The organism is Arundinibacter roseus (assembly GCF_004348825.1).
Lineage (GTDB): Bacteria > Bacteroidota > Bacteroidia > Cytophagales > Spirosomataceae > Arundinibacter > Arundinibacter roseus.
The window spans coordinates 74,390-96,988 of sequence record NZ_SMJU01000010.1 but is presented as its reverse complement, the minus strand read 5'-3'; the positions used below and the strand labels follow the sequence as shown (position 1 = coordinate 96,988).

General features: G+C 50.6%; 18 protein-coding genes and 1 pseudogene. 8 read left to right on the top strand and 11 right to left on the bottom strand.

The window, feature by feature from the left end; all coding sequences use genetic code 11:
- Nucleotides 1-14: 14 nt before the first annotated feature.
- Together EZE20_RS16515 and EZE20_RS16510 are read left to right on the top strand one after the other, a co-directional pair.
- Nucleotides 15-1,112: a glycosyltransferase gene (locus tag EZE20_RS16515; RefSeq protein WP_132119681.1), complete on the top strand. Its 1,098-nt coding sequence runs from the start codon at nucleotides 15-17 to the stop codon at nucleotides 1,110-1,112.
- Nucleotides 1,113-1,958: 846 nt separating this feature from the next.
- Nucleotides 1,959-3,326 (top strand): sugar transferase, encoded by a 1,368-nt coding sequence (locus EZE20_RS16510; protein ID WP_132119679.1) that lies wholly within the window; start codon nucleotides 1,959-1,961, stop codon nucleotides 3,324-3,326.
- Here the strand turns inward: EZE20_RS16510 and EZE20_RS16505 are convergent.
- The gene (locus EZE20_RS16505) at nucleotides 3,308-3,565 is read right to left on the bottom strand and encodes a hypothetical protein (RefSeq protein ID WP_132119677.1); all 258 of its coding nucleotides are present in this window, start codon (nucleotides 3,563-3,565) and stop codon (nucleotides 3,308-3,310) included. The genes EZE20_RS16510 and EZE20_RS16505 overlap by 19 nt on opposite strands.
- A gap of 107 nt (nucleotides 3,566-3,672) precedes the next feature.
- Here EZE20_RS16505 and EZE20_RS16500 point away from each other — a divergent pair, with 107 nt between their 5' ends.
- The 4 genes from EZE20_RS16500 to EZE20_RS16490 all read left to right on the top strand — a co-directional run bounded on the left by EZE20_RS16500 (nucleotide 3,673) and on the right by EZE20_RS16490 (nucleotide 7,171).
- On the top strand, nucleotides 3,673-4,701 hold the full coding sequence (locus tag EZE20_RS16500; protein WP_132119675.1) for a RodZ family helix-turn-helix domain-containing protein: 1,029 nt from the start codon (nucleotides 3,673-3,675) through the stop codon (nucleotides 4,699-4,701).
- Between the two features lie 119 nt (nucleotides 4,702-4,820).
- Nucleotides 4,821-5,624, top strand: coding sequence for a YjbH domain-containing protein (locus EZE20_RS24425; RefSeq protein WP_228713817.1), 804 nt, complete (start codon nucleotides 4,821-4,823; stop codon nucleotides 5,622-5,624).
- Complete coding sequence (locus tag EZE20_RS24420) at nucleotides 5,608-6,723, top strand: YjbH domain-containing protein (RefSeq protein WP_228713814.1); 1,116 nt, start codon at nucleotides 5,608-5,610, stop codon at nucleotides 6,721-6,723. Before EZE20_RS24425 ends, EZE20_RS24420 begins: the two co-directional genes overlap by 17 nt.
- Before the next feature lie 118 nt (nucleotides 6,724-6,841).
- Nucleotides 6,842-7,171, top strand: coding sequence for a hypothetical protein (locus tag EZE20_RS16490; protein WP_132119673.1), 330 nt, complete (start codon nucleotides 6,842-6,844; stop codon nucleotides 7,169-7,171).
- A gap of 465 nt (nucleotides 7,172-7,636) precedes the next feature.
- Here EZE20_RS16490 and tnpA read toward each other — a convergent pair.
- From tnpA to EZE20_RS16475, 3 genes and pseudogenes are all read right to left on the bottom strand, one after another.
- A pseudogene (tnpA, locus tag EZE20_RS24725) lies at nucleotides 7,637-8,098 on the bottom strand (IS200/IS605 family transposase).
- Between the two features lie 128 nt (nucleotides 8,099-8,226).
- A complete protein-coding gene (locus EZE20_RS16480; protein ID WP_132119671.1) occupies nucleotides 8,227-8,469 on the bottom strand; it encodes a hypothetical protein in 243 nt (80 codons plus the stop codon).
- 119 nt (nucleotides 8,470-8,588) lie between these two features.
- A complete protein-coding gene (locus EZE20_RS16475) occupies nucleotides 8,589-9,470 on the bottom strand; it encodes a helix-turn-helix domain-containing protein (RefSeq protein WP_132119669.1) in 882 nt (293 codons plus the stop codon).
- Between the two features lie 144 nt (nucleotides 9,471-9,614).
- On the opposite strand from EZE20_RS16475, the gene EZE20_RS16470 reads away from it, so the two are divergent.
- Entirely contained in the window at nucleotides 9,615-10,430 is an 816-nt protein-coding gene (locus tag EZE20_RS16470; protein ID WP_132119667.1) for a phytanoyl-CoA dioxygenase family protein, read from the top strand.
- Nucleotides 10,431-10,589: 159 nt separating this feature from the next.
- Nucleotides 10,590-12,662, top strand: a complete 2,073-nt coding sequence (locus EZE20_RS16465; RefSeq protein WP_132119665.1) for a protein-disulfide reductase DsbD family protein — start codon at nucleotides 10,590-10,592, stop codon at nucleotides 12,660-12,662.
- Between the two features lie 206 nt (nucleotides 12,663-12,868).
- On the opposite strand, the gene EZE20_RS16460 is transcribed toward EZE20_RS16465, so the two are convergent.
- The 7 genes from EZE20_RS16460 to EZE20_RS16430 form a co-directional block, all read right to left on the bottom strand.
- Entirely contained in the window at nucleotides 12,869-14,011 is a 1,143-nt protein-coding gene (locus tag EZE20_RS16460; RefSeq protein WP_132119663.1) for a DEAD/DEAH box helicase, read from the bottom strand.
- Between the two features lie 125 nt (nucleotides 14,012-14,136).
- The gene (locus EZE20_RS16455) at nucleotides 14,137-15,024 is read right to left on the bottom strand and encodes a hypothetical protein (protein WP_132119661.1); all 888 of its coding nucleotides are present in this window, start codon (nucleotides 15,022-15,024) and stop codon (nucleotides 14,137-14,139) included.
- On the bottom strand, nucleotides 15,021-16,217 hold the full coding sequence (locus EZE20_RS16450) for a M20 metallopeptidase family protein (protein ID WP_132119659.1): 1,197 nt from the start codon (nucleotides 16,215-16,217) through the stop codon (nucleotides 15,021-15,023). Before EZE20_RS16450 ends, EZE20_RS16455 begins: the two co-directional genes overlap by 4 nt.
- 90 nt (nucleotides 16,218-16,307) lie before the next feature.
- The gene (locus EZE20_RS16445; protein ID WP_132119657.1) at nucleotides 16,308-17,288 is read right to left on the bottom strand and encodes an NAD(P)H-quinone oxidoreductase; all 981 of its coding nucleotides are present in this window, start codon (nucleotides 17,286-17,288) and stop codon (nucleotides 16,308-16,310) included.
- A gap of 138 nt (nucleotides 17,289-17,426) precedes the next feature.
- Nucleotides 17,427-19,592 (bottom strand): xanthine dehydrogenase family protein molybdopterin-binding subunit, encoded by a 2,166-nt coding sequence (locus tag EZE20_RS16440; protein ID WP_132119655.1) that lies wholly within the window; start codon nucleotides 19,590-19,592, stop codon nucleotides 17,427-17,429.
- Nucleotides 19,593-19,594: 2 nt separating this feature from the next.
- Entirely contained in the window at nucleotides 19,595-20,056 is a 462-nt protein-coding gene (locus tag EZE20_RS16435) for a (2Fe-2S)-binding protein (protein WP_132119653.1), read from the bottom strand.
- 141 nt (nucleotides 20,057-20,197) lie between these two features.
- On the bottom strand, nucleotides 20,198-22,537 hold the full coding sequence (locus EZE20_RS16430) for a penicillin-binding protein 1A (RefSeq protein ID WP_132119651.1): 2,340 nt from the start codon (nucleotides 22,535-22,537) through the stop codon (nucleotides 20,198-20,200).
- Nucleotides 22,538-22,599: the final 62 nt, after the last annotated feature.

Below are 22,599 nucleotides of genomic sequence, written 5' to 3'. Positions count from 1 at the left end.
AAATTTTATAGCTAATGAAGGTTGCCATAATTCACGATTGGCTTACAGAACTTGGAGGAGCCGAGCTTGTTTTAAAATCAATTTTAGAACTTTTTCCTTCTGCTTCATTATTTACACTTACCTATAGTGATAAAGTTATTAATGAATTACAAATTGACAAGTCTAGGTTACATGTTTCCTTTATTCATAAACTACCTTTTGCACAAAAACATTATCGTAATTATTTACCTTTTTTTTCAAGCGCAATCGAAAGTTTTGATCTATCTTCATTTGATTTAATTTTGTCATCCTCTTATTGTGTTGCAAAAGGTGTACTCACAAATGGTAAGCAACGACATATTTGTTACTGTCATTCACCAGTTCGATATGCCTGGGATTTGTATTTTCAATATCTTAAGGAGCAAAGGCTGACTTCTGGTTTAAAGGGATTTGTTGCTAAATATTTTTTACGTAAACTTAGGACTTGGGATGTTATTGCATCAAATCGAGTAGATTATTTTATTAGTAATTCTGACTTTATTGGTAGACGAATTCAACGAGTATATCGAAGAGATTCATTTACAATTTATCCTCCTGTCGATTTGAATAGGTTTCAGGTAGTCACCGAAAAGGAAGAATTTTATTTTACATGTTCAAGGCTAGTACCTTATAAGCGAATAGATATTATAGTTAGTGCCTTCTCACGTATGCCTGATAAAAAGCTTATTATTATTGGTGATGGTCCTGACTATAAGAAGTTGACCACCAAAAATTTTGATAATATTGATTTCCTGGGTTTTCAGCCATTTCCTGTACTTTATGACTTTATGAGCCGTGCGAAAGCATTTGTTTTTGCAGCTGAGGAGGATTTTGGAATAGTGCCAGTTGAAGCGCAAGCCTGTGGAACACCTGTTATTGCTTTTTCCCAAGGCGGAGCCTTGGAGAGTATCAAAGATGGTGTATCTGGTTTATTTTTTGATGTACAATCTTCTGATTCTATCATTGATGCAGTAAATCGATTTGAAGATTTAGTACAAACTTTCGATCCAATTGAAATTAGAAAGAATGCATTAAAATTTTCAAAGGAAAATTTTCAAAGTTCATTTTTTGAATTTGTAGAATCCCACCTTTGAGCAATTTTTTTCTTTATTATTTGTGACTCAATCATTTTTTGAATACTTAGTGCTTAACAAAACCAAAGTGAGGAAAATTTTTAGTGCGGATTTATTCTACTGATAAGACAGCTTGTTTGAAAACCTATGGTTACATAGGTTTATTTCATCCGCGAACAGCGAATATATATATACCCTTCTCAGGTTTTGGTGCTGGTGTTAGCCATTTCTACCCCTAAAAAAGCCCTCTTCACACGCCAAAAGTACGCAGTCACCCATTGGATCAAAAACTTAACCTTCACATCATAGGAAAATAGCGCAAAGCCCTTTACCTTGCGCCCCGGTTGTAGTACAATTTCAAGTCGTTGCTATTTTTCTACACCCGCTATCTTACGCCCCGGGCCGAGAGGCCTGCCTGCCTATACACACATGTCCGGATCATCGGACAGTCCGCGTTTTTATCCGTTTGGCCTAGATATTCTTCGGAGAGGAGGGTGAGTTCGGGTTGAAAAATGCGGGTGTTTGCTTTAATCTAATTTTATAGGAGTATAGTACAAGTTCGTAGAGGAAGGCGTATGACCGTTTGATAAATAGGAAAAAAGAAAGACTACATTTTTGTGTTAATCGTATAGTTTTTCCTACATTCGGCTCTTGTATCCTGTTCAAAGCAAGGGGTTTAGGGGAAGAATAGAACAAAATGTAGAAAGTGTTATCCTTAACAGGAAAAAATGAGTGAAATAAAAAAATAATTGAAAAATCGGATAATAGTTACTATTAAATTTTTAATATTTGTAAACGAATGAGTAAAAAGTTATACTGCTCTTTCGTCCACATACACGACCGTCCTTAACTCAACAGTCCCCCGTTATGAAACAGTACTACCAAAGCCGTTTGGCTACCTACACGCGATGGATTGACATCGCTCTGCTGAACTTTGTGTTCGGATTTGCGTACTGGAACTACTTCCGTGCGCAGGACATCAGCGACACCTATCTTATTCTGCAATTGACGCTCAACCTTTCGTGGCTGGGCATTACCTATCTTCTACAAACCTACCCGCTGACGCGGCTGGAACTCACGGCCGAGGAACTGATTCGTCGGTTTCTGAAAGCCATCATGTTTCAGCTGCTGATTATGGCGGGTGTGCTGTATTTTACCAAATACGGCGAAGACGTGTCGCGCTTCATTTTGGGCAGCACGATCATCGGGCTGGCCCTGACGGGCGGGTTGGCGCGGCTCTTTATTTTGAAGTGGCTGCGGAGCTACCGGCAGGCGGGCCACAACGGCAGCGGCTTTGTGACGATCGGCAGCAGCGAGCTGAACGGTATTTTGCGGCAGCGCTACGAGCAACGGCGGGATTTGGGCCTGCGCTTCAAAGGGACGTTTGAGTTTGGCAGCCGCAGTGCGGACGAAGAACTGCAGCGCCTGGAAGCGATGCTCGAAAGCACGCAGCCGGAGATAGTGTACTGCTGCCTGAAATCGCTTTCGCCCGAGCAGGTGCAGGGCATCATCCTGATGGGCGAGCGGCAGCAAGCGCAGATTCGCCTCGTTCCCGACTTCCGGGGCTTCATGACGCACATGGCCACGATGCAGTACCACGACGTGGTTCCGGTGATTGAGGTATCGACCAAGCCGTACAGCAATCAGCAGGACGAAACCTACAAGCGGGCTTTTGACCTGGCGTTTTCCATATTGGTGATGCTTCTCGGGGCTCCGGTGTTTGCTTTTGTTGCTGTGGCGGTCAAGATTCTGTCGCCGGGTCCGGTATTCTTCAAGCAGGAACGGACGGGGCGTTGGGGCAAGCCCTTTATGATTTACAAGTTTCGGACAATGTACACCGACGCGGACAAAATGGGCCTGCAGCATTCGCAGGGCCACCACGACCCGCGCGTAACGCCAATCGGACGGATTTTGCGCAAAACCCGGCTCGACGAGTTGCCGCAGTTTATAAACGTGCTGCGGGGGGATATGTCGGTGGTGGGGCCGCGGCCGCTCTACCGCTACGACGTAGATATGCTGATGGCGGCGGATCCGATTCATTTCAAAAAACTACTGACGGTCAAGCCCGGCATTACGTCGATTGGGCAACTGAAAGTAGGCTACGCCGACAACCTGAACCAAAACCTGACCCGCATGAAGTTTGACCTGCAGTACCTGCGCAAGTACAGCGTGTGGTATGACCTGTACCTGATTCTGCTGACGATGCAGGTGATGATTTACGGGAAGGGGAAGTAGGGGTTTTGGGGCTGTGAGACACAGCCCACGGAATGGGAAGGGGAAGTGGGGGTTTTGGGGCTGTGAGAGGCAGCCCACGGAATGGGAAGGGGAAGTGGGGGTTTTGGGGCTGTGAGACACAGCCCACGGAGCCCGGGAGTCCATGGAGCGGATACAGCCCACGGAGCCGACAGAAAAGGAATGCCTCCGCACTGGCGGCCCAGTCCGAGGCCATTAACCTGACGGCTATGATGAGACACAGTCCATGGTGTGGGTGAAAACACCACCATACTAAAAAAATTAGGCTATTAACAACCAATCAATACAAACCAATAACAATCAATCGATCACCTTAGACAATTCACTCATGAAAAAACGTAGTAGTTCCTTAGTGGTATATGTACTGGCGCTGACGCTGGTCATGTACAATTGTAAAAAAGACGAGCCTTTCCCAACCGAGCCGGACTCGGAATTGGTGGATGAAATCAACGCGATTACGGTAACGCCGATTACCCTGACGCAGCCTGCGGCGGTAACAACCACGCCGTCGACGATTACGGCTTCGGCCAAAGCTACGGAAGTAGCGGGTGCGATGGGTAGTTTGTCGTCCGGCACGGTGCCTGCGTCGGTCAATACGGCAGCGGGTGAAGTAACGGCGGCGCTGACGCCTGCGGAAGTAACGACTTTGTCGACAGTAACTCCCGCCACGATTGCGGCCGTTGCGGCCGGTGGTGCGTTGCCCGCCGAATTGCAAACGGTAATGACCAAAGTAGCGGCTGATCCGGCCCTGGCGCAGTATCTGCCCCAATTTACGTTGCCCACGGTGAACGGTGCGCCGGTTGGCGGACGTTCGGGTGCGGTTGAAGGCATTGAAGAAGTAGAAGGCGTGCTGGTAGAAGATGCCTGTGTACAGGCAGCAGCAGCGGTATACGAAGCGGTGAAAGTGAAACTGGACGCAGCGAAAGCGGCAGAAGATGCCAAAGTAGCGGCAGCCTACAGTGCGGCAATTGCGCCTTTGGCAGCCGAGCAGACAAGTTGTGCAAGCGGCATTCCGGCCAAGTATGCAGCTTTGCGTGCAGCAGGACAGGCGCAGGCAGCGCAGGCAATGGCGGATATTGACGCCGCGCAGGCGGTAATTCCTGCGGCTTTGTACCCTGTGTTGAAGGCATTGGTAAACATTCAGTTGCTGGGCTACCTGACCTCACTGAATACCCTGCAGGCAGCCGACGTAGCAGCCTGTGCGGCTACCTTGACCGCCAAAACAGCGGCAGCGGCAGCAGCACGTGATGCGGATTTGGCAGCTTCTACGGCGGCCTATCAGACTGCTTTGGCCGCAGCACAAGCCAAAAGAATTGAATTAGGCGAAAGCTGCCACAATCAGGGTGGTGGTAACTAAGGTCTAATCAGGGGGCCTGCCGGGACGCACAGGGCGGGCGGCAGGTCTCCGGTATTTTTTTAGGAAAAAGAAACTTCATGGTACACAAAAAACGATGGAGAGAAAGAAAGGGTAGGTGTATGCTATCCTTTCTTTTGCTTTGGGGCCTGAGCGTTCCGGGTTGGGCGCAGGTGAATATTTCGGGAAAATCGGGATTGATGTACATTCCGACGGCCACCGCTACCGAAGACGGGGCGCTGCGCCTGGGTGTGGCCTACAACCCCATCGACTACGGCCTGCGGCGGCGGGGCCGCAATGCGGAGCGGATCGTCTACGCCAACCTGACGATTTTGAAACGGCTGGAAATCAATATGAACTTTTTGCAGCTCATCAGCACGGATCAGTTTCCGGTGCGGGAAGCCCTGGGCGACCGGCAGCTGGACGTCCGCTACCTGCTGCTGACCGAAACCAAAAAGCGCCCGTCAGTGGCGATTGTAATGTCATCGCCGTTTACGATTGATGCGGCAATGCTCACGCATGTGATCGTGGCGACCAAAAGCCTGAAGCTACAGCCGGACTGGGACCTGAAAGTAACGGCCGGGCTGGGGAGTCCGTATTTTTTCTATCGGAACGTCGGCAACCTGACCTCAGCGAGTATTTTTGAGGGTTTCAAGTGGCAGAAAAAAAGTGAGTACCGCTACAACAACCACTACCTGGTAGGGCCCTTTGGCGGGGTGCAGCTAGCGTTTCGGGACAAAGTGGGCGTGATGGCCGAATTTGATTCTAAATTTGTGAATATTGGGCTGTACGGCACGCTGTTCAAGCGCTGGAACGTACAGGCCGGGCTGATTAACTTTGATCAGGTGACGCTGGGGACTTCCTGGCAGTTTTCGTTACTAAACCCTTCCAAACGGCTGAAAAAATTGTATGAACAGGATAAGTAAACTGCTGATGGTCGCGGCCCTGCTGAGTAGTCCGGCCCTGCATGCACAGCTGGAAAATGCCGACAACCTGCACGTAGACAGCACGGGCGGGTGGGTGTACTACGAGCAGCGACTCTACCGCAATCCGCTGGTGGGGATCATGGAGCTAAAAACGGCTCTGCCCAAACAACCCGCGCGGGAGTATATTCCGCTGGTGCAGGGGATTCCCGTAGGGGGCTACCGCACGGACGGAGACGGGCTGAGTTTTCGGGCCCTGAGCCGCGACGAGCGCCGTGCCTACCACGCGCAGCATCGCATCAACCCGCTCACCTACCGCTTTGATTTCCGCATTCATCCCGAGTTTGTGGCGATTTTCGGCAACTTCCGTAATCCCGTGGAAAGCCGCACGAGCGTGCTGCTGCAAAGTCAGCTGTACCTGTGGCGGGGCATGGTGCTCAACTACGGGGTGCTGTTTCCTATCGTCAACGACCTGGACCGCCGCCCGGACATCATCCGCCCGGCACCCACGTTTTTGAATCAGTTTCTGGCGCTGGACGGGCATAACTTCATCAGCGCTTCGGCGGGCTTTTTCCATACCGACCGCTACGGCCTGAACGTGCAGTATCAGCACGCCAACCTGACCGCCGCCTGGTCGTACGGGCTGGAAGCGGGGCTCACGGGCTTCTACTACTTTCCGCGCGGCGGCATTTACTACGAAGGGTTAAATGAGTTACTTGTTTTGGGTAATATAGCCTACCGCTGGCGGGCACACGACCTGACGATAAAGGCCTCTGGCGGGCAGTTTCTGGCCGACGACCGGGGCGTCCGAATGGATATGATCCGGCAGTTTACGAATGTAGAAATTGCACTATACGCTACGAAAACAAAAAATGGAGCCACATTGGGGTTCAATTTTGCGGTTCCGATTCCTCCCGGAAAAATCGTACAGGGCCCGCGGGCCCGGCTGCGGACGAGCGAGGAGTTTCGGTGGGAATATACGTATACAAGAGGATACAATATTGGGGAGCGTTACCGCCTCGGCTATCAGCTGGATGAGCGCCTGCGGCAGTATCACCGGGGGTACCTGAGCAACCAAATGCGGCGTTTTACCAAAGATTAATAGTAGTTATAAAACAATTTGTTGTATACATACAAGAATATAGAAGATGTCGCTATTAAGTGTTTACATAAATAGATACATTTAAAAGTAACTTCGCACATTTACCCTTCTATACCTGATGAAAAAGTCTAATATATTTGCTTACACGGAACTTAAAAAGCTGGTAGACAACCTCCAGCAACCGCACCAATCCATTAAAGAAACAATCGTTACGCAGGCTGCCTATTTCCACATTTTGGACCCTAAGTACTTCTCCGATGAGCTTGCCCCGGAGTGGACGGGGATTCGGGAAAAATTGGGTTATTCCACGACGGTAGCTTTGAAAGGGCAGCAATTTCTAAAAAACACCATGCTGACTCAGGTGGAGAGCATCACCGAGAAAGAATGTCAGGAAATCATCAGTGGCATTCACAAGATCCTATCACGCCTCTCCCACGAATTCGAATAGAAATTTACGATTATACGGTCGTTTCCGGTCCGCACCTACGGCGCTGGGATTTTTGTTGGCATGCTGATTTTCTACAAACGGTTTGGCACCTACGGTGCATTTTTGCGGTGGGGTATTTCATGCCTGGCACCATCTAGCTCCGTAGGAGCTTTCCGTTTGTAGCAACGTTACAGTCAAGGTTCCATTTAGCTCCGTAGGAGCGACCCGTTTCAAGCCCGGCATTCCGTGTGCGTCGTTTTCGGTCCGTACCTTCGGCGCTGGGATTTTTGTTGGAATGCTGATTTTCTACAAACGGTTTGGCACCTACGGTGCATTTTTGCGGTGGGGTATTTCATGCCTGGCACCATCTAGCTCCGTAGGAGCTTTCCGTTTGTAGTAATGTTACGGTCAAGGTTCCATTTAGCTCCGTAGGAGCGACCCACCCTAGACCAATTTTGCTATTATATCATTCGCCGGAAATATTTGTCAATCAATCCAATCGAATAGAAATTTTTCGTCGTATTCGATTTCAAATTCATTCAATAAATTCAGATATTCCTCTTTAAATGATTGTTTTTTGTGGTGTTCCTCCTGGTTCAGGATATATTTAATTACCGGATCAATTTGATTTCGGGAATATGAAAAAGCCCCGAACCCTTCCTGCCAATTAAATTTCCCACGAATCTAGCGGTTATCATTAATATATTTTGAAGAACCTGACTTGATATCTCTTACTAACTCAGATATGGCAATCTTGGGTTTCAGCCCAATCAACATATGTGTATGGTCAGGCATAGAAAAAATAGAAAGCATTTTCTGATCTCGCTTCTGCACGATGCCGGTAATGTATTTGTGCAGATCTTCCCGATGTTGCCTGGCAATCAGGTTTTGTCTGCCTTTTACAGCAAAGACGATTTGAATATACAGTTGTGAATAGGTATTTGCCATGTATTATGATTTGGTTTAGAGACGGCATCTATTTTAATTGCTGAAAAATTATGGCTCACAAAGGACGGGCTATTGGGTTATTTATAAGACGGTTAGATGGAGTATTTGTCTCGCAAGAAGAATGTTTTTTATTGATTAATCCCTTTTCGGTTCGCACCTACGGCGCTGGGATTTTTGTTGGCATGCTGATTTTCTACAAACGGTTTGGCACCTACGGTGCATTTTTGCGGTGGTGGATTCCATGCCTGGCACCATCTAGCTCCGTAGGAGCTTTCCGTTTGTAGTAAGGATACGGTCAAGGTTCCATTTAGCTCCGTAGGAGCGACCCGTTTCAAGCCCGGCATTCCGTGTGCGTTGTTTTCGGTTCGCACCTACGGCGCTGGGATTTTTGTTGGAATGCTGATTTTCTACAAACGGTTTGGCACCTACGGTGCCTGTGCGGCATTATACGCGGCGCACCTTTTTTCGTTTACTCCAACGACGATTCTCGTTACCGTTTTTTACTACTAATAAATGCCTGCCGGAATTGGAGGGGGCTTTGTTGGGTTAGCCGCAAAAATACCCGGTGAAAATGGGCAGCATTCTGAAACCCGGATTCCAGCGCTACCTGACTGACGCTTAGCTCCGAGCGCCGGAGCAGCTGTCGGGCGTGGCTGATGCGTAACTCGGTCAGGTAGGTGACAAATGTTTTGTGGGTGCGCTGCCGGAAGTAGCGGCAGAAGGCGGCCTCGCTGAGGTGCGCCACCTCCGCAATCTCGGAGAGGGCAAGCGGCCTCCGAAAATGCTGCATGCTGTGCGTAAGGATGCGTGCCATGCGTTCGGTTTCGGTCGTGTTGGGCTGTGTCGAATAGGCCGCAGCGGTCAGGAACCGATGGGTGGGCTGTGCCGATAAACGACAGAGGAGCTGCAATACGCGCAGAATTTGTTCGGTGGGCGTGTCGGTTAGCAGCGGGAGGAGTTCCGCCTCGGGCGAAAGATGACGGGGATTGGCATCAAATGAAATACCCCGTCCGGCCTGATCAAGGAAGGTAGCGACGGTTGAGAATTCGGGTAAAGCCCGGATGGTTTTGTCCAGCAGAACCGATGAAAACTGCACCACGAGTGCCTCGCAGCGTTTGGAGGAATGGGGTTCATAAAATACCTCATCGCTTTGCCAGAAATGAGGCAGATTTGGCCCCAATAAAATCCAATCACCTTCGCTGAACCGCTCAACGCTGTCGCCCACAAACCGCTGTCCGGAGCCACGCAGAATGTAGGTTAGTTCATATTCGGGATGAAAGTGGTAGGGTGCATTGAAATAGGGGAGTGAAATATGCCGGATCAGGAGGGAACGTTCCTGTTGGAGGTCAATTTTTTCCAGGGATGGCTGCATGTGAGTTACTGATTTTGATATAATTATCTTGAATTTTAATATAAATAAATCAAAATACTATACTTTCCTGAAAAAAACAGCAGCAAAACACAGAGGTAGCCGTCGGATATTTGTATCAGAAAAAACATATACAAACTAAACCCTATGAACAAATCTGATTTGCTGCACGAATTGAACGAGCCCTGGACCGTGCCCGCGGAGGCGATTGCCTTTTACCAGGAATACGGCTACGTAAAACTCAAAAATGTGCTGTCTGCGGAGGTCCTGAGCTACTATGGCGACCTCATCACGGAGCAGGTATTCCGGCTCAACACGCTCATCAAACCGATGGAAGAGCGCACGACCTACGAAAAGGCTTTTTTGCAGATTATGAATCTGTGGCGGGAGCATGACGAAGTGAAAGAGTTTGTGTTTTCAAAATGCCTGGCCAAAATCGCTACGGACCTGATGCAGGTACGCGGCGTGCGGCTCTACCACGATCAGGCGCTGTACAAGGAGCCTTCGGGCGGCATTACGCCCTGGCACGCCGATCAGTTTTATTGGCCGTTGGCGTCGCCAAACACCATTACGGCCTGGATTCCGCTGCAGGCGACGCCCATGCACATGGGCCCGTTGGCGTTTGCGGAAAAAAGTCAGTTGGTTGAAATCGGGCGTGATCTGCAAATCAGCGATGAAAGTGAGGCACTGATGGCGCAGCAGCTTACGCAGTTTACACTCCATGAAACTCCGTTTGAACTGGGCGAAGTTAGCTACCATGCCGGTTGGCTGTTTCACCGGGCCGGGGCCAATGCGTCAGACGCACCGCGTAAGGTAATGACGATGATTTACATGGATCAGGATCAGCGGATCATGCAGCCCCGCAACGAATATCAGGAGGCCGACTGGCGCACGTGGCTCGACAGCCGCCCCGTTGGCGCAATACCGGACAGCGCGCTGAACCCGGTTTTGTTTAGTTACTAAGCCACGCAGACAACTATTCATTCGCTGTTCCGGCATCAGGGGCAGCGAATTTTTTTTGTCTTAATTTGTTTGATACACTACACAAGGTACGCAGACTTCTGTCTATCCTTGTATTTTTGCAAGAAATCATCGACAGCATAAGCACATAGACTCTCAATCATGAATCGATTCCTGACGGCTTGCGCAGCCTTCCTCTTTCTAATTACGCAGCTAACCACCGCACAGGTACAGCGACACGCTACCTGGACACACACGCTTTCCAAAACTTCTGTCAAAGCCGGAGAAACCGTAGACCTGATTTTTCGGGCGACCATTGATCCTGCCTGGTACATGTATTCGTCTGACTTTGACCCTGATTTGGGACCCATTCTGACGGAGATTACCCTTGAACCCAACGCGACGTTTGAGAAAATAGGGAAGTTAAAACCAGTTAATCCAAAGAAGAAATTTGACGAGGTATGGCAGGGTGATATTACCTATTTTGTGGGTAAAGCGGAGTTTCGGCAAACGGTCCGGATTTTGAAAGAAAATCCTGTTTTGAAGGCATCCGTGCAGTATCAGACTTGTTCAGAAGTATCCGGTCTTTGTGTCATGGGTGATCAGGACTTTACATTTAGCGGGCTGAAAGTAGCTGCGGGCAACGGACTGATGCCGGAAGCGGCCCCCACCGAAGCAAAAACCGAAACCGCTGTGACTGTCGCTGACTCTGCCGCCGAAATTTCGCCTGCCGAATCCGCTCCGCAAACCTTTGTCCCTGATTCTATATCCGAAACTACCCGTTCCAAAGGCACAACTGCTCCCACTAAATCAGCGCCTGATTCCTCGCTGTGGGGCTTTGCGTTGGCCGCGTTTTTGTCGGGTTTGGTGGCTCTGCTTACTCCCTGCGTGTTTCCGATTATTCCGATGACGGTCAGTTTTTTTACCAAACAAAAAGGGGGAAAAGTGAAAGCACTGGCGTATGGTCTTTCTATTATTCTGATTTATACGCTGATTGGTACCGTGGTTTCGCGCATCAACGGTCCGGCTTTCGCCAATTTCCTGAGCACACATTGGGTGCCCAACGTGCTGTTTTTTCTGGTGTTTTTTATCTTCGGTCTCTCGTTCCTGGGGCTTTTTGAAATTGTGCTGCCCAGTGCGTTTATCAACCGCATCGACGCCCGCGCCGACCGGGGCGACTGGGCCGGAATTTTCTTTATGGCCTTTACGCTCGTTCTGGTTTCGTTTTCGTGTACCGGTCCCATCGTGGGTAGTTTGCTGGTCGCTTCGGCAGGGGGCGAGGTGCTCAAACCCATTGTGGGCATGGTGGCTTTTTCGTCGGCTTTTGCCATTCCGTTTACGCTCTTTGCCCTTTTTCCGCAATGGCTCAAAAGTCTGCCGAAGTCGGGTGGCTGGCTCAATACGGTGAAAGTGGTGCTGGGTTTTCTGGAACTCGCCCTCGCGCTGAAATTCCTGAGCATCGCCGATCAGGTGTACCACTGGAACCTGCTCGACCGGGAGATTTTCCTGGCGTTCTGGATCGTTATTTTCTCTCTGCTTGGTTTTTATTTATTGGGGAAAATCCGCACCCCGCACGACTCTCCGCTCGAAACCGTGAGCGTAGGCCGGATTCTGCTGTCCATCGTGACCTTTACGTTTGTGGTGTACCTGGTGCCGGGCATGTGGGGAGCGCCGCTCAAAGCTATGGCCGGCTATCTTCCCCCGCAGGCTACCCACGATTTTGACCTGAGTAAATCGTCGGCGGTACTTTCGTCTACTTCTTCGTTGGGAGAGGTGCCGAAGTATGGCAATCTGTTTGAGTTGCCGCATGGCCTGGAAGGGTTTTTTGACTACGAGCAGGGGCTTGCCTATGCCAAAAAGGTCAATAAACCGGTGTTTATTGATTTTACGGGCCACGGCTGCGTCAATTGCCGCGAAATGGAAGCGCGCGTGTGGTCAGATCCGGCCGTGCTGCAACGCCTGCGCGACGACTATGTGGTGGTTGCTCTGTATGTGGATGATAAAACGGAATTGCCGGAAGCAGATTGGTATACGTCTTCTTATGATAATAAAGTAAAGAAAACCATCGGTGCTCAAAATGGTGATTTACAGATTACTAAGTTTAATAACAACGCACAGCCGCACTACTGCCTGGTAGATTCGGAAGGCAAGCTGCTGGTCGAACCGATCAATTATGACCTGAATCCGGCTCACTTTGTGGATTTTCTGGAACGGGGGAAGGTGGCTTTTCGGTAAAATGGTAGGCCCTTTCTGTTCAATGGGCTGCACCCATCGCTGATGGATTTCGCCCTTTCAGGGCTTTTTGGATTTTTTGGTTAGTTTAATAACCTGTGAGTTCGAGGTCGTAGGATTCGAGCATTTGTACGCGTTTTCTATTCAATGGGCTGCACCCATCGCTGATGGATTTCGCCCTTGCAGGGCTTTTTGGATTGTAGATTTTTTTAATAGCCTGTGAGTTCGAGGTCGTAGGATTCGAACATTTCTACGCGTTTTCCCATTTTTTTTTGGATAATTTTGAAATGATGCGTGTCGGCGGGGATAATCAGCGAGATAGCCTCTCCCGATGCTCCGGCGCGTCCCGTACGCCCGATGCGGTGGATGTAGTCTTTGGGAGAGCGCGGTAATTCAAAATTGATGACGTAGGGCAAAAATTCAATGTCAATTCCCCGGGAAACCAGATCGGTAGCTACCAGAACGGTCAGTTTTCCTGATTTAAATTTCTGCAAAGTCTCTACCCGTGCTCCCTGACTTTTCTGGCTGTGCATGGCCGCAGCCTGAATGCCGTTTTTGAGTAGTTTTTCTACCAGGTTGTCGGCCGTCCGGGTGGCCGACACAAAAACCAGTACCTGCTTCATTTCCCGGGTTTTGATGAGGTAGCGCAGCAGCGGTCCTTTGCGCTCGGGATCAACAAAATAAGCTGTTTGGGTAATCAGGTCGAGATTTTGCTCCTCTTCCGGGATGTCGATCTTGACCGGATTTTTTAAAATTCCCTGATGTATCGCCTCCACGTCGTCGCCCAGCGTGGCTGAAAAAAGGATGCTTTGTCGTTTTTTGGGTAGAAGAAAAAAGATGTCCTTCATTTCGTCCGCAAAGCCCATATTCAGCATTTTATCGGCTTCATCCAGCACCAGTATTTCGGTTTCAGAAATTGAGAGAGCTTTGTGCGAAAGCAAATCCAACAGACGCCCCGGCGTGGCCACCAGAATTTCCACATGCTGCAATCCGATCATCTGCGGGTTAATCGACACGCCGCCGTACACCGCCATTGCCTTTACCCGGCGCGGGAGATTTTGTCCAAACAGTTGAAACACATCCACCACTTGTAGGGCCAGTTCGCGCGTAGGAACCAGTACCAACACACGAATCGAGCGGTTTTTGGGAGCACCTTTGGTTTGAAACCATTCCAGAATGGGCAGCACGAAACTCGCCGTTTTTCCGGAACCCGTTTTGGCAATTCCCAGCAGGTCGTGGCCTTTTAAAATAACCGGAATAGCCTCCCGCTGAATAGGATAGGGCTGTGTATACTGTTGAATAGAAATTGCTTTCAGGAGCGGTTCGGAAAGGCCAAGGGTTGTAAATGACATGCGTTTATGCTGTAAATGGAATATTGGTAGTCGATTACGAAAACGTCGTGTGGGTTGTCTGAGTTATTTCTTGAAAAAAAGTTAGCCGTCGTTGGTGCAATGGCGCAAAAACTGAAATAAATCCATCAGCGATACAGCAGCCATTCGGCCCGGATCATGGCGTTGTAGCTATTGGTTCCTCCTTGCCAGCGGCAGACCCACGGCATCCAGGCCCCGCCATTGTCGCGTACCCACGTCAGACATTGATCCTCCTCGGTAGTCAGGCCCGGAACGGCACCTACGCAGCGACTCGTTTCCGTTTTTCCACCCTTGAACCGCATCGTTTGCTGGTAGACACTTTCCGAAGAATAGATCCAGTCCATCGCTACAAAAAATCCATTGACCGGAAGCGGAATGTTATATTTTCCCATAGACACCTCCTTCCAGCGTTTCCAGCGCTTGGGCGTAATCACCACGCTTTCATCCAGCAGATCAGCACCTGGTTTTCCGTCGTTGTTCTGGTAAATCCGGATGCGGACGGGTGTGCGTGGTTTTCCTTCTTTTTCAAGATAAAAAAATACTTTATGTAAAATTCCCCGTTGTTTTTCGGGCGTAGGAATAAAGAGCGCAAACTGAAACGCATCGGGCGAATCGCACAGCGTCAGCCGCCCCTGCGACCGCTTGTGGCGCGTACCGGTCCGAACAACCTGTGGACGTTTGCGTCCTGTAAAGCCAATTTCCTGTACCACCAATGGTTTTTCCTCTAATTTAACCAAAACAGAATCCCGGCCATTGGTAGCTATTTCAGTGGGCAAATAGCCCGGTGCCGACACGAAAATTGTATCCGGCCGTACGGGTAGTTGGGCCGTTCCCAGCGCTCGGGTGTGTGCGGCGTTTTGGTGGGAAGGTTCCGAAATAAGTACGTAAGGTACGGGCTCGTCGGTCAGGGCATTTAGTACGGTCACGTGTAAGGATTGACCAAAAAGCGGTACATAAATTCCCAGAAGCAGAACAAGAAGCGAGGCTCGTTTCATCGGCTCTGACGAAGTTCTTCCAGCGCCAGCCAACTCATCAGTCCGGGACCGATTTCGAGGGCTTTTTCGTCAATATCGAACGTCGGCGTGTGTACTCCCGAAACAATGCCGCGCGCTTCGTTGCGCGTACCAAGGCGGTAAAAGCAGGAATCAACCACTTGTGAATAAAAGGCAAAATCTTCTCCGGCCATCCATAAATCCAGATCCACCACATTCTCCGCACCCATGTAGGCTACGGCAGCGGCTTTGGTTCGGCGGGTAAGTTCGGGATGGTTTTTAAGAAAAGGATAGCCCTTTACGACCTCAAATTCACAGCGTCCGCCCATGGCGTCGGCTATTCCTTCGGCCATTTTTACCATGCGGCGCAGGCCGTCGGCCCGCCACTCCTCGTCCATGCAGCGCCACGTTCCCTGAATAGTCACTTCGTTGGGAATGACATTGGTCACCCCATCGGCAATAAACCGCCCAAACGACAGCACCGATGGATTGGCGGGCTTGCGGTTTCGGCTGATGATTTGCTGCAACGCTACGATGATGTGTGAGGCAATCAGCACGGGATCAATGAGTTGGTCGGGCATGGCGCCGTGGCCGCCTTTGCCTTTCACGGTCAGGTACAGCTCGTCGGTACTTGCCATATACATGCCTTCCCGAAAACCGATTTTACCCACGGGCACGTTGGGCGCTACGTGTTGGCCGAGCATCCCCGCCGGGCGGGGATTTTCCAGCACACCTTCCTGAATCATGAGCGAAGCACCCCCGGGAGCTTTTTCTTCGGCAGGTTGAAACACCAGTTTAATGGTTCCCTCAAACTCCTCTTTTAGTTGTGTCAAAATACGAGCTGTACCCAACAGCGACGAGGTATGAACATCGTGCCCACAGGCGTGCATTACGCCCGGTACCTGCGATTTGTAGGGTACATCATTGGCTTCGTGAATGGGCAGTGCGTCCATATCAGCACGCAGGCCAACGACCCGGCTGTCGGGATTGCGGCCTTCAATCAACGCGACGACGCCCGTTCCGGCCACGCCTTCCTGCGGCGAAAGTCCCAGGGCCGTGAGCTGATCGGCCACAAAGCGGGCGGTTTTGTGTTCGTGAAACGAAAGTTCGGGATGTTGGTGCAGGTGATGCCGATGAGCTGTTACATCGGCTACGTATTCTTTGCTGAGGGTTTGTATTTTTTGCAGGAGATCCATGAGTAATCAAAAAGTATTTGTGGGAACTGTATATAGGCAACTGATTTTTTTATCAAAAAGAAAGATACAAAAGTACAAAAAACCGACGGGTCAGTCTTTAATCTGCAAAATTACCTTTCCGGCGCTAAGATTAGCTTCCATGTAGCGGTGCGCTTCGGCCACATTGTGCCAGTCAAATACTTGATCGACAATTGGCGTGAGCGCTTTACTGACCAGATGGTCATAGCCAAAAGCCATAAATTCCTGCGTGAGGGCAATCTGATAGGCCCGCGTACGGGAACGCAGCGTGGTACCCAATATCTGTAAACGCTTAAACACGATGGGGCCAATGTTTGCCGAGGTTTTGCCGCCGCCCATCACAGCCAGCATCACGAGTCGCCCGTCGCGTTGCAGAGCCTGAATGTTTTGGTCAAAGTAATCACCGCCGATTGGGTCAATGATCAGGTGTACGCCTTTACCTTCGGTTTGATCGAGTAGCTCGGGCAGAAAAGGGCCCTTGCGGTAATCAATGGCATGTTTGGCACCCAAACGCAGACACAACTCATGCTTCCCCGCCGAAGCCGTAACCAGAATTGTGGCGCCCATCAGCCGGGCGACCTGAATCGCAGCCGTGCCGACGCCGCTTGCTCCGGCATGCAGCAATACGGTTTCGCCCGCTTTGAGTTTCCCGACCCACTGCAATGCCTGAAAAGCGGTCAAAAATACCTCAGGTACAGCTGCTGTTTCTACAAACGTCCAGTCAGGTGGAATCGGCATCGCCATATCCTGATGCATCACGGCAAACTCGGCATAGCCGCCACCGGGCAACAGGCCAAATACCCGATCGCCGGGTTTCCAGCGGGTCACGTCGGCGCCTACGGATTCGACAACGCCAGCCATTTCGAGTCCTAAAATCGGGCTTTCACCTTCGGGCGGCGGGTAGTGGCCTTCGCGCTGCATGATGTCCGCGCGGTTGAGCGCCGTGGCGTGTACGGCCACGCGAATCTCCTGTCCCGTCGGAACGGGAGTCGGAAATTCAGTAATGTATAATTGATCGGCCGAGCCGAATTCTTTTAGTTGGATTGCCAGCATAGGTACATTCAGTTACGTGAGTGGGAGGTAAGGACCTGCGGAATTTACCATAAAAAAATAGGACCTAACCCTCAAAAGGATCAGGCCCTACCTATAATTTTTAACGAATTATTCTTTACAAAAAAACAGAAACTGGTTTTACGAAAGCCCCTTCAACACATCCTGCTCTACAAACGGCTGCTTGTACAACCGCTTGCCGGTAGCTTTGAAGATGGCGTTGGCCACCGCACCTCCCGTAGGCGGCAGGGCGGGTTCTCCGAGCCCGGTGGGTTCAATGCCGTTATCGACAAAATGTACCTCCACCGCAGGAACATTCGCCATACGAATCATTTTGTAGGTATTGAAGTTTGCCTGCTCCGGTGCTCCGTCCTTAAAACTCAGGTTGCCGTACATCGCATGGCCAATGCCATCGACCACACCGCCCATCACCTGTTGCCGTGCGCCACTTTGATTGATCACGATGCCGCAGTCTACGGCGGCGATGATTTTTGTCAGCTCGGGCTTGCCATTTTTCATGGTAACCTCCCCGATTTGGGCTACGTAGGAAAGGTGAGAATAGTACAGGCTGAAGCCCTGCGCTACGGCTTTGCCATCGGCGGTTTTGGCTTTTCCCCAATTGGCCTTTTCGGCGGCTAGTTTGGTCACGGCAATCATCCGGTCGATGTCATATTTAACATCACCAACGGGCGATTTTTTTGCTTTTTCCAACAAATCCAGACGAAACGCAATCGGATCTTTTCCGGCAGCGGTGGCTACCTCATCCAGAAATGCCTGCTCGGCATAGGCCAGAAAATTAGTAATTGGTGCGCGCCACGGGCCGGTAGTTATGGGCGATTTATGTTCTGCGGAATCAATGAGCAAATTTGCGACGGTCCCGGAAGGGAAATTGTGCTCGCGGGTTGGGTTTCCGGCATTGATACCTGCGCCCCGGAGTTTGTAGCCAATCATAGTTCCCTCTGCATCCAAAGCGGCCTCAAAGCGATACTTCACCGCCGGGCGGTAGTCACCGCCGGTCATATCGTCTTCGCGGGTCCACATAACCTTGACGGGTGCTTTGGCAAGGGCCGATACTTTTACAGCTTCCATCACAAAATCAGTGGCGAGGCGACGCCCGAATCCTCCGCCCATGCGGGTCATTTCTACCGTAATTTTTTCCTGCGGCAGATTCAGAAACTTAGCGGCATCGCCCCGGGCACGTTCAGGGGTTTGGGTAGGGCCGATTAGCTCAGCGCCATCGGGTCGCACGTGTGCAAAGAAGTTCATCGGCTCCATGGGGCTGTGGGGCAAAAACGGGCATTGATACTCGCTTTTGATCACCTTGGCGGCATTTTTGAACGCTGCTTCTACGTCGCCATCCTGCCGGCGAACGGTGGCTGTGCTGCCGTTGAGCAGCTCATCAAAAATTCGGTCATGATCGGCGGTGCTTTCCAGTGCGGCTTCTTTTTCGTAGGTTACTTTCAGCGCTTCGCGGGCTTTCAGCACCTGCCAGGTTGATTTTCCGAGAACGGCCACGCTGTTATCGAACGTAACTACATCCACAATGCCGGGCATAGCTTTGGCCGCAACAGCATCGACCGATTTTAGTTTAAGTCCAAACGCCTCAGGACGTTTGATGACGGCGAAAAGCATGCCATCCCGGTAAAAATCAACGCCAAAAAGGGGCTTTCCGGTAATGATTTCTTTGTTGTCAACATTCCGAATCGTACTTCCGATCAGTTTAAAATCCTTGGGATCTTTTAGCGGCACGTCCGTGGGTGTGGGCATTTTGGAGGCTTCTTCGGCGAGTTCTCCGTAAGTAAGTTTCTTGCCCGAAGCGGTATGAATCACCGTTCCGCTGTTGGTGGTGCAAGCCGTGGCATCCACGCCCCAGCGCTTGGCGGCGGTGTTGATAAATAGCTGCCGGGTGGTAGCTCCGGCCTGCCGCAGGCGTTTCCAGGAGTGCGGAATTGAGCCGCTTCCTCCGGCCACCTGCCGCTGAAATTTCACTGTATCCAGCGGTGCCTGTGCTACTTTTACCTGCTTCCAGTCCACATCCAGCTCTTCGGCTACCACAATCGGGAAGGCCGTTTTGATGCCCTGACCTACTTCCGGATTGGGAGAAAAAATTGTAACAACGCCCTGCGGCGAAATGGACAGATAGCTGTTAAATTCAATAGACGCCGCCAATGCCTCGGCAGAAGTAGCGTCCAGCACGGCGGGCTGCGCCTGCGCGTTGGTCCAGTTGAATCCTATGAGCAGACCGCCGCCCGAAGCAGCCGCCAGCTTTAAGAAATCCCGTCTGTTTGTATGGGGTACGATTGACATGGCTAGTTGGTTTTGGTAGCGGCTACTTTGACTGCTTCATGAATGCGATGGTAGGTTCCACAGCGGCAGAGGTTGCCGTTCATGGCGTTTTCGATTTCCTTTTCATTCGGTTTCGGAGTACGTTTGAGCAGAGCAGCAGCGGTCATGATTTGTCCGGACTGACAGTAACCGCACTGCGGCACGTCAACTTCGTCCCAGGCTTGCTGTACGGGGTGATCTCCGTCTTTGGAAAGACCTTCGATCGTCGTAATTTTTGAGGTGCCAACCGCCGAAACCGGTAGGACGCAGGAGCGGGTTGCCTGATCGTTTAGGTGAACGGTACACGCGCCACATTGCGCAATGCCGCATCCGTATTTGGTTCCTACCAGCCCCAGATGATCGCGCAGAACCCACAGCAACGGGGTGTCGGGCTCTACATCTGCCTGAAGCTTTTGGCCGTTGATCTGTAACGTGTATTGGGCCATGAGTGTATAAGAGTTTAGTTTCAGGCTAATTTAACACAATCATCGGAATAATGTTCCTGTTTTTTGTTTAAAATTTACAGAAAAGTCTGATTGACAATGTATTAAGCAAGCTTTGTAGAAGTATTTTTTTGTAGAAAACCTTTACCCGTTTTTTCGTCGTTCCCGTTTCAGGCGGCGGCGTTCTTTTCGGTCTTCTTTGGTGCCGCGGGTAAAGGGCAGAGCTTCCAGAATTTTTTCAAAAAAATCAGTCTTTTCCTCTTCTGCTACAAACGACATACAATCCAGGCGACTTTGTAGCTCGGGGGGTAGCGGCTCAAATCGGGTACTGCCTTCCCGCAGGTTCCCGCGCTGAATTCCGGCCATGTATTCTCCCCAAACGGGAAGTGCCGTGCGGGCGCCCTGACCCAGTTCCAGGGTGCGAAAGCGGACCAACGGACTTTCGCCACCTACCCAAACTCCCGTAACAAGCCCCGGCACAATGCCGATAAACCAGCCATCCGTCTGATTCTGTGTCGTTCCGGTTTTTCCGGCAATGTCCAGCGTAAGCCCAAAGCCCGACCGCAGCGAAGCCGCACTGCCTTCGTTGACCACGGCCTGCATCATGGAAAGCATCAGGGCGGCACTTTCGGAGGAAAGTACCTGTTGCGCAGGTTGTGATTTGTTTTGACGAATCACACGCCCGCTTCGGTCAATGATTTGGGTCACGTATACGGGCTCAGTGGCCTGCCCGTCATTGGCGAAGGCTGTGTAAGCTGTGGCCATTTCGAGTAGTGAGATATTGGCCGTACCCAGCGCCAGGGAGGGCACCGTGGGCAGCTCACTGCGAATTCCCATGGATTTGGCCAGCCGAATCGTGGACGGAATCCCAACCTTCAAAATCAACTGTGCCGAAATAGTATTGACCGACTGCGCCAGGGCGCCCTGCATAGAGTATTTTCCTCCATACTGATTGTCCGAATTGGCCGGAGCCCAGTTTTCGTATTGGGCATAGGTGGTCAATTTATTTTCGAGATAATCGCAGGGTTGAATCCCTTTTTCCAGCGCGGCGGCGTACACAATCGGTTTAAACGTCGAGCCCACCTGTCGCCTTGACAGCACGTGGTCATAGTTGAAAAGAGCGTGATTAATTCCTCCTACCCAGGCTTTTACAAAACCGGTGGCCGGATCAAGACTGATCAGCCCGGTGTTCAGAAATTTTTGGTAGTAGGCTAGCGAGTCCATCGCACTGATCGTTTTTTTGACGGGGCCGTTCCAGCTAAACAGCGTCATAGGGACGGCTTTCGACAAGCGCTCCCGGATTTCTTTTTCGGATAAACCCGCCTCCTGCATCGCCTTGTAGCGGGGTAAGCGTCGCAGGGCGTTTTCGACCACGCTGCTGTCGGTGCCCCAGGGCAGGCGTCCGCGCCAGTGCGCGTCAAACTGCTTTTGGAGCGCTGCCATTCGTACCCGTACGGCCCGCTCGGCTACGCGCTGCATGCTGGCATCGAGGGTAGTATAAATTTTCAACCCATCGGCGTACAGATTGTACGGTTCGCCGTTGGGTTTTGTTTGGCTTTCGCACCATTCGGCGAGTTCCACCCGTAGTTGTTCCCGAAAGTAAGGCGCCAGATTTTCTTCCCGTTCGCGGGAAACCTTTGCGGTGATGAGCGGTAATTTTTTTAACGAATCGGCCACATTTTTCGGAAGTTCTCCGTAAGTAACCATTTGATTAATAACTACATTACGTCGAGTTTGGGAGCGCTGGGGATGGTAGCGCGGGTGGTACGACGTGGTGGCTTTGAGCATGCCGACAAGCACGGCCGCCTGCTCGGTTTTAAGCCTTCGGGCTGGTACATCAAAGAACGTCCGGGCGGCACGCTCGATCCCGAAAATAGTGCCTCCAAACGAAACCGTATTGAGGTACAGTTCCAGGATTTCTTCCTTGGAATACACGTTTTCCAGCCGTCGGGCCGTAATCATTTCTTTTACTTTATTAATCGGAATTTCAAAAAAACGATAGGACTTTCGGGGGTACAGGTTTTTGGCCAACTGCTGCGTAATCGTACTGCCGCCGCCGGAACTTTCGCGTTGCAGCAAAATACTTTTGACCAATACCCTCATCAAACTACGAGAATCAACCCCGCTGTGTTCGTAGAAACGGACGTCTTCCGTAGCAATCAGGGCTTTGATGACATTGGGTGAGATACTGGCGTAAGATACGTTGGTGCGATCAAAGATAAAGTACCTACCCAACAGCACGCTGTCTGCCGAGTACACTTCCGAAGCCGTTTCGTTTTGTCTTAATTTTAGCTCAGCCTGTGTAGGGATTTTACCAAAAAAACCGGAAAAAATCAGGAAAAAGAAGAGTCCCAATGCACCAAATAGCAACACACCCAGCCCGGCTGCCAGACTAAAAGCCAGCCGAAAGTAGCGTATGCGCGGAGGCGATTCGTTGGTTAAAAAAAAGGGTTTTATTTTTTTCTGGTAAAAAAATCGGAGCATAGAAAGCACGTTTTTCAAGGCTTTACAAGAGTTGAGTTGACTCCGCTTTTACTAAAAAATTC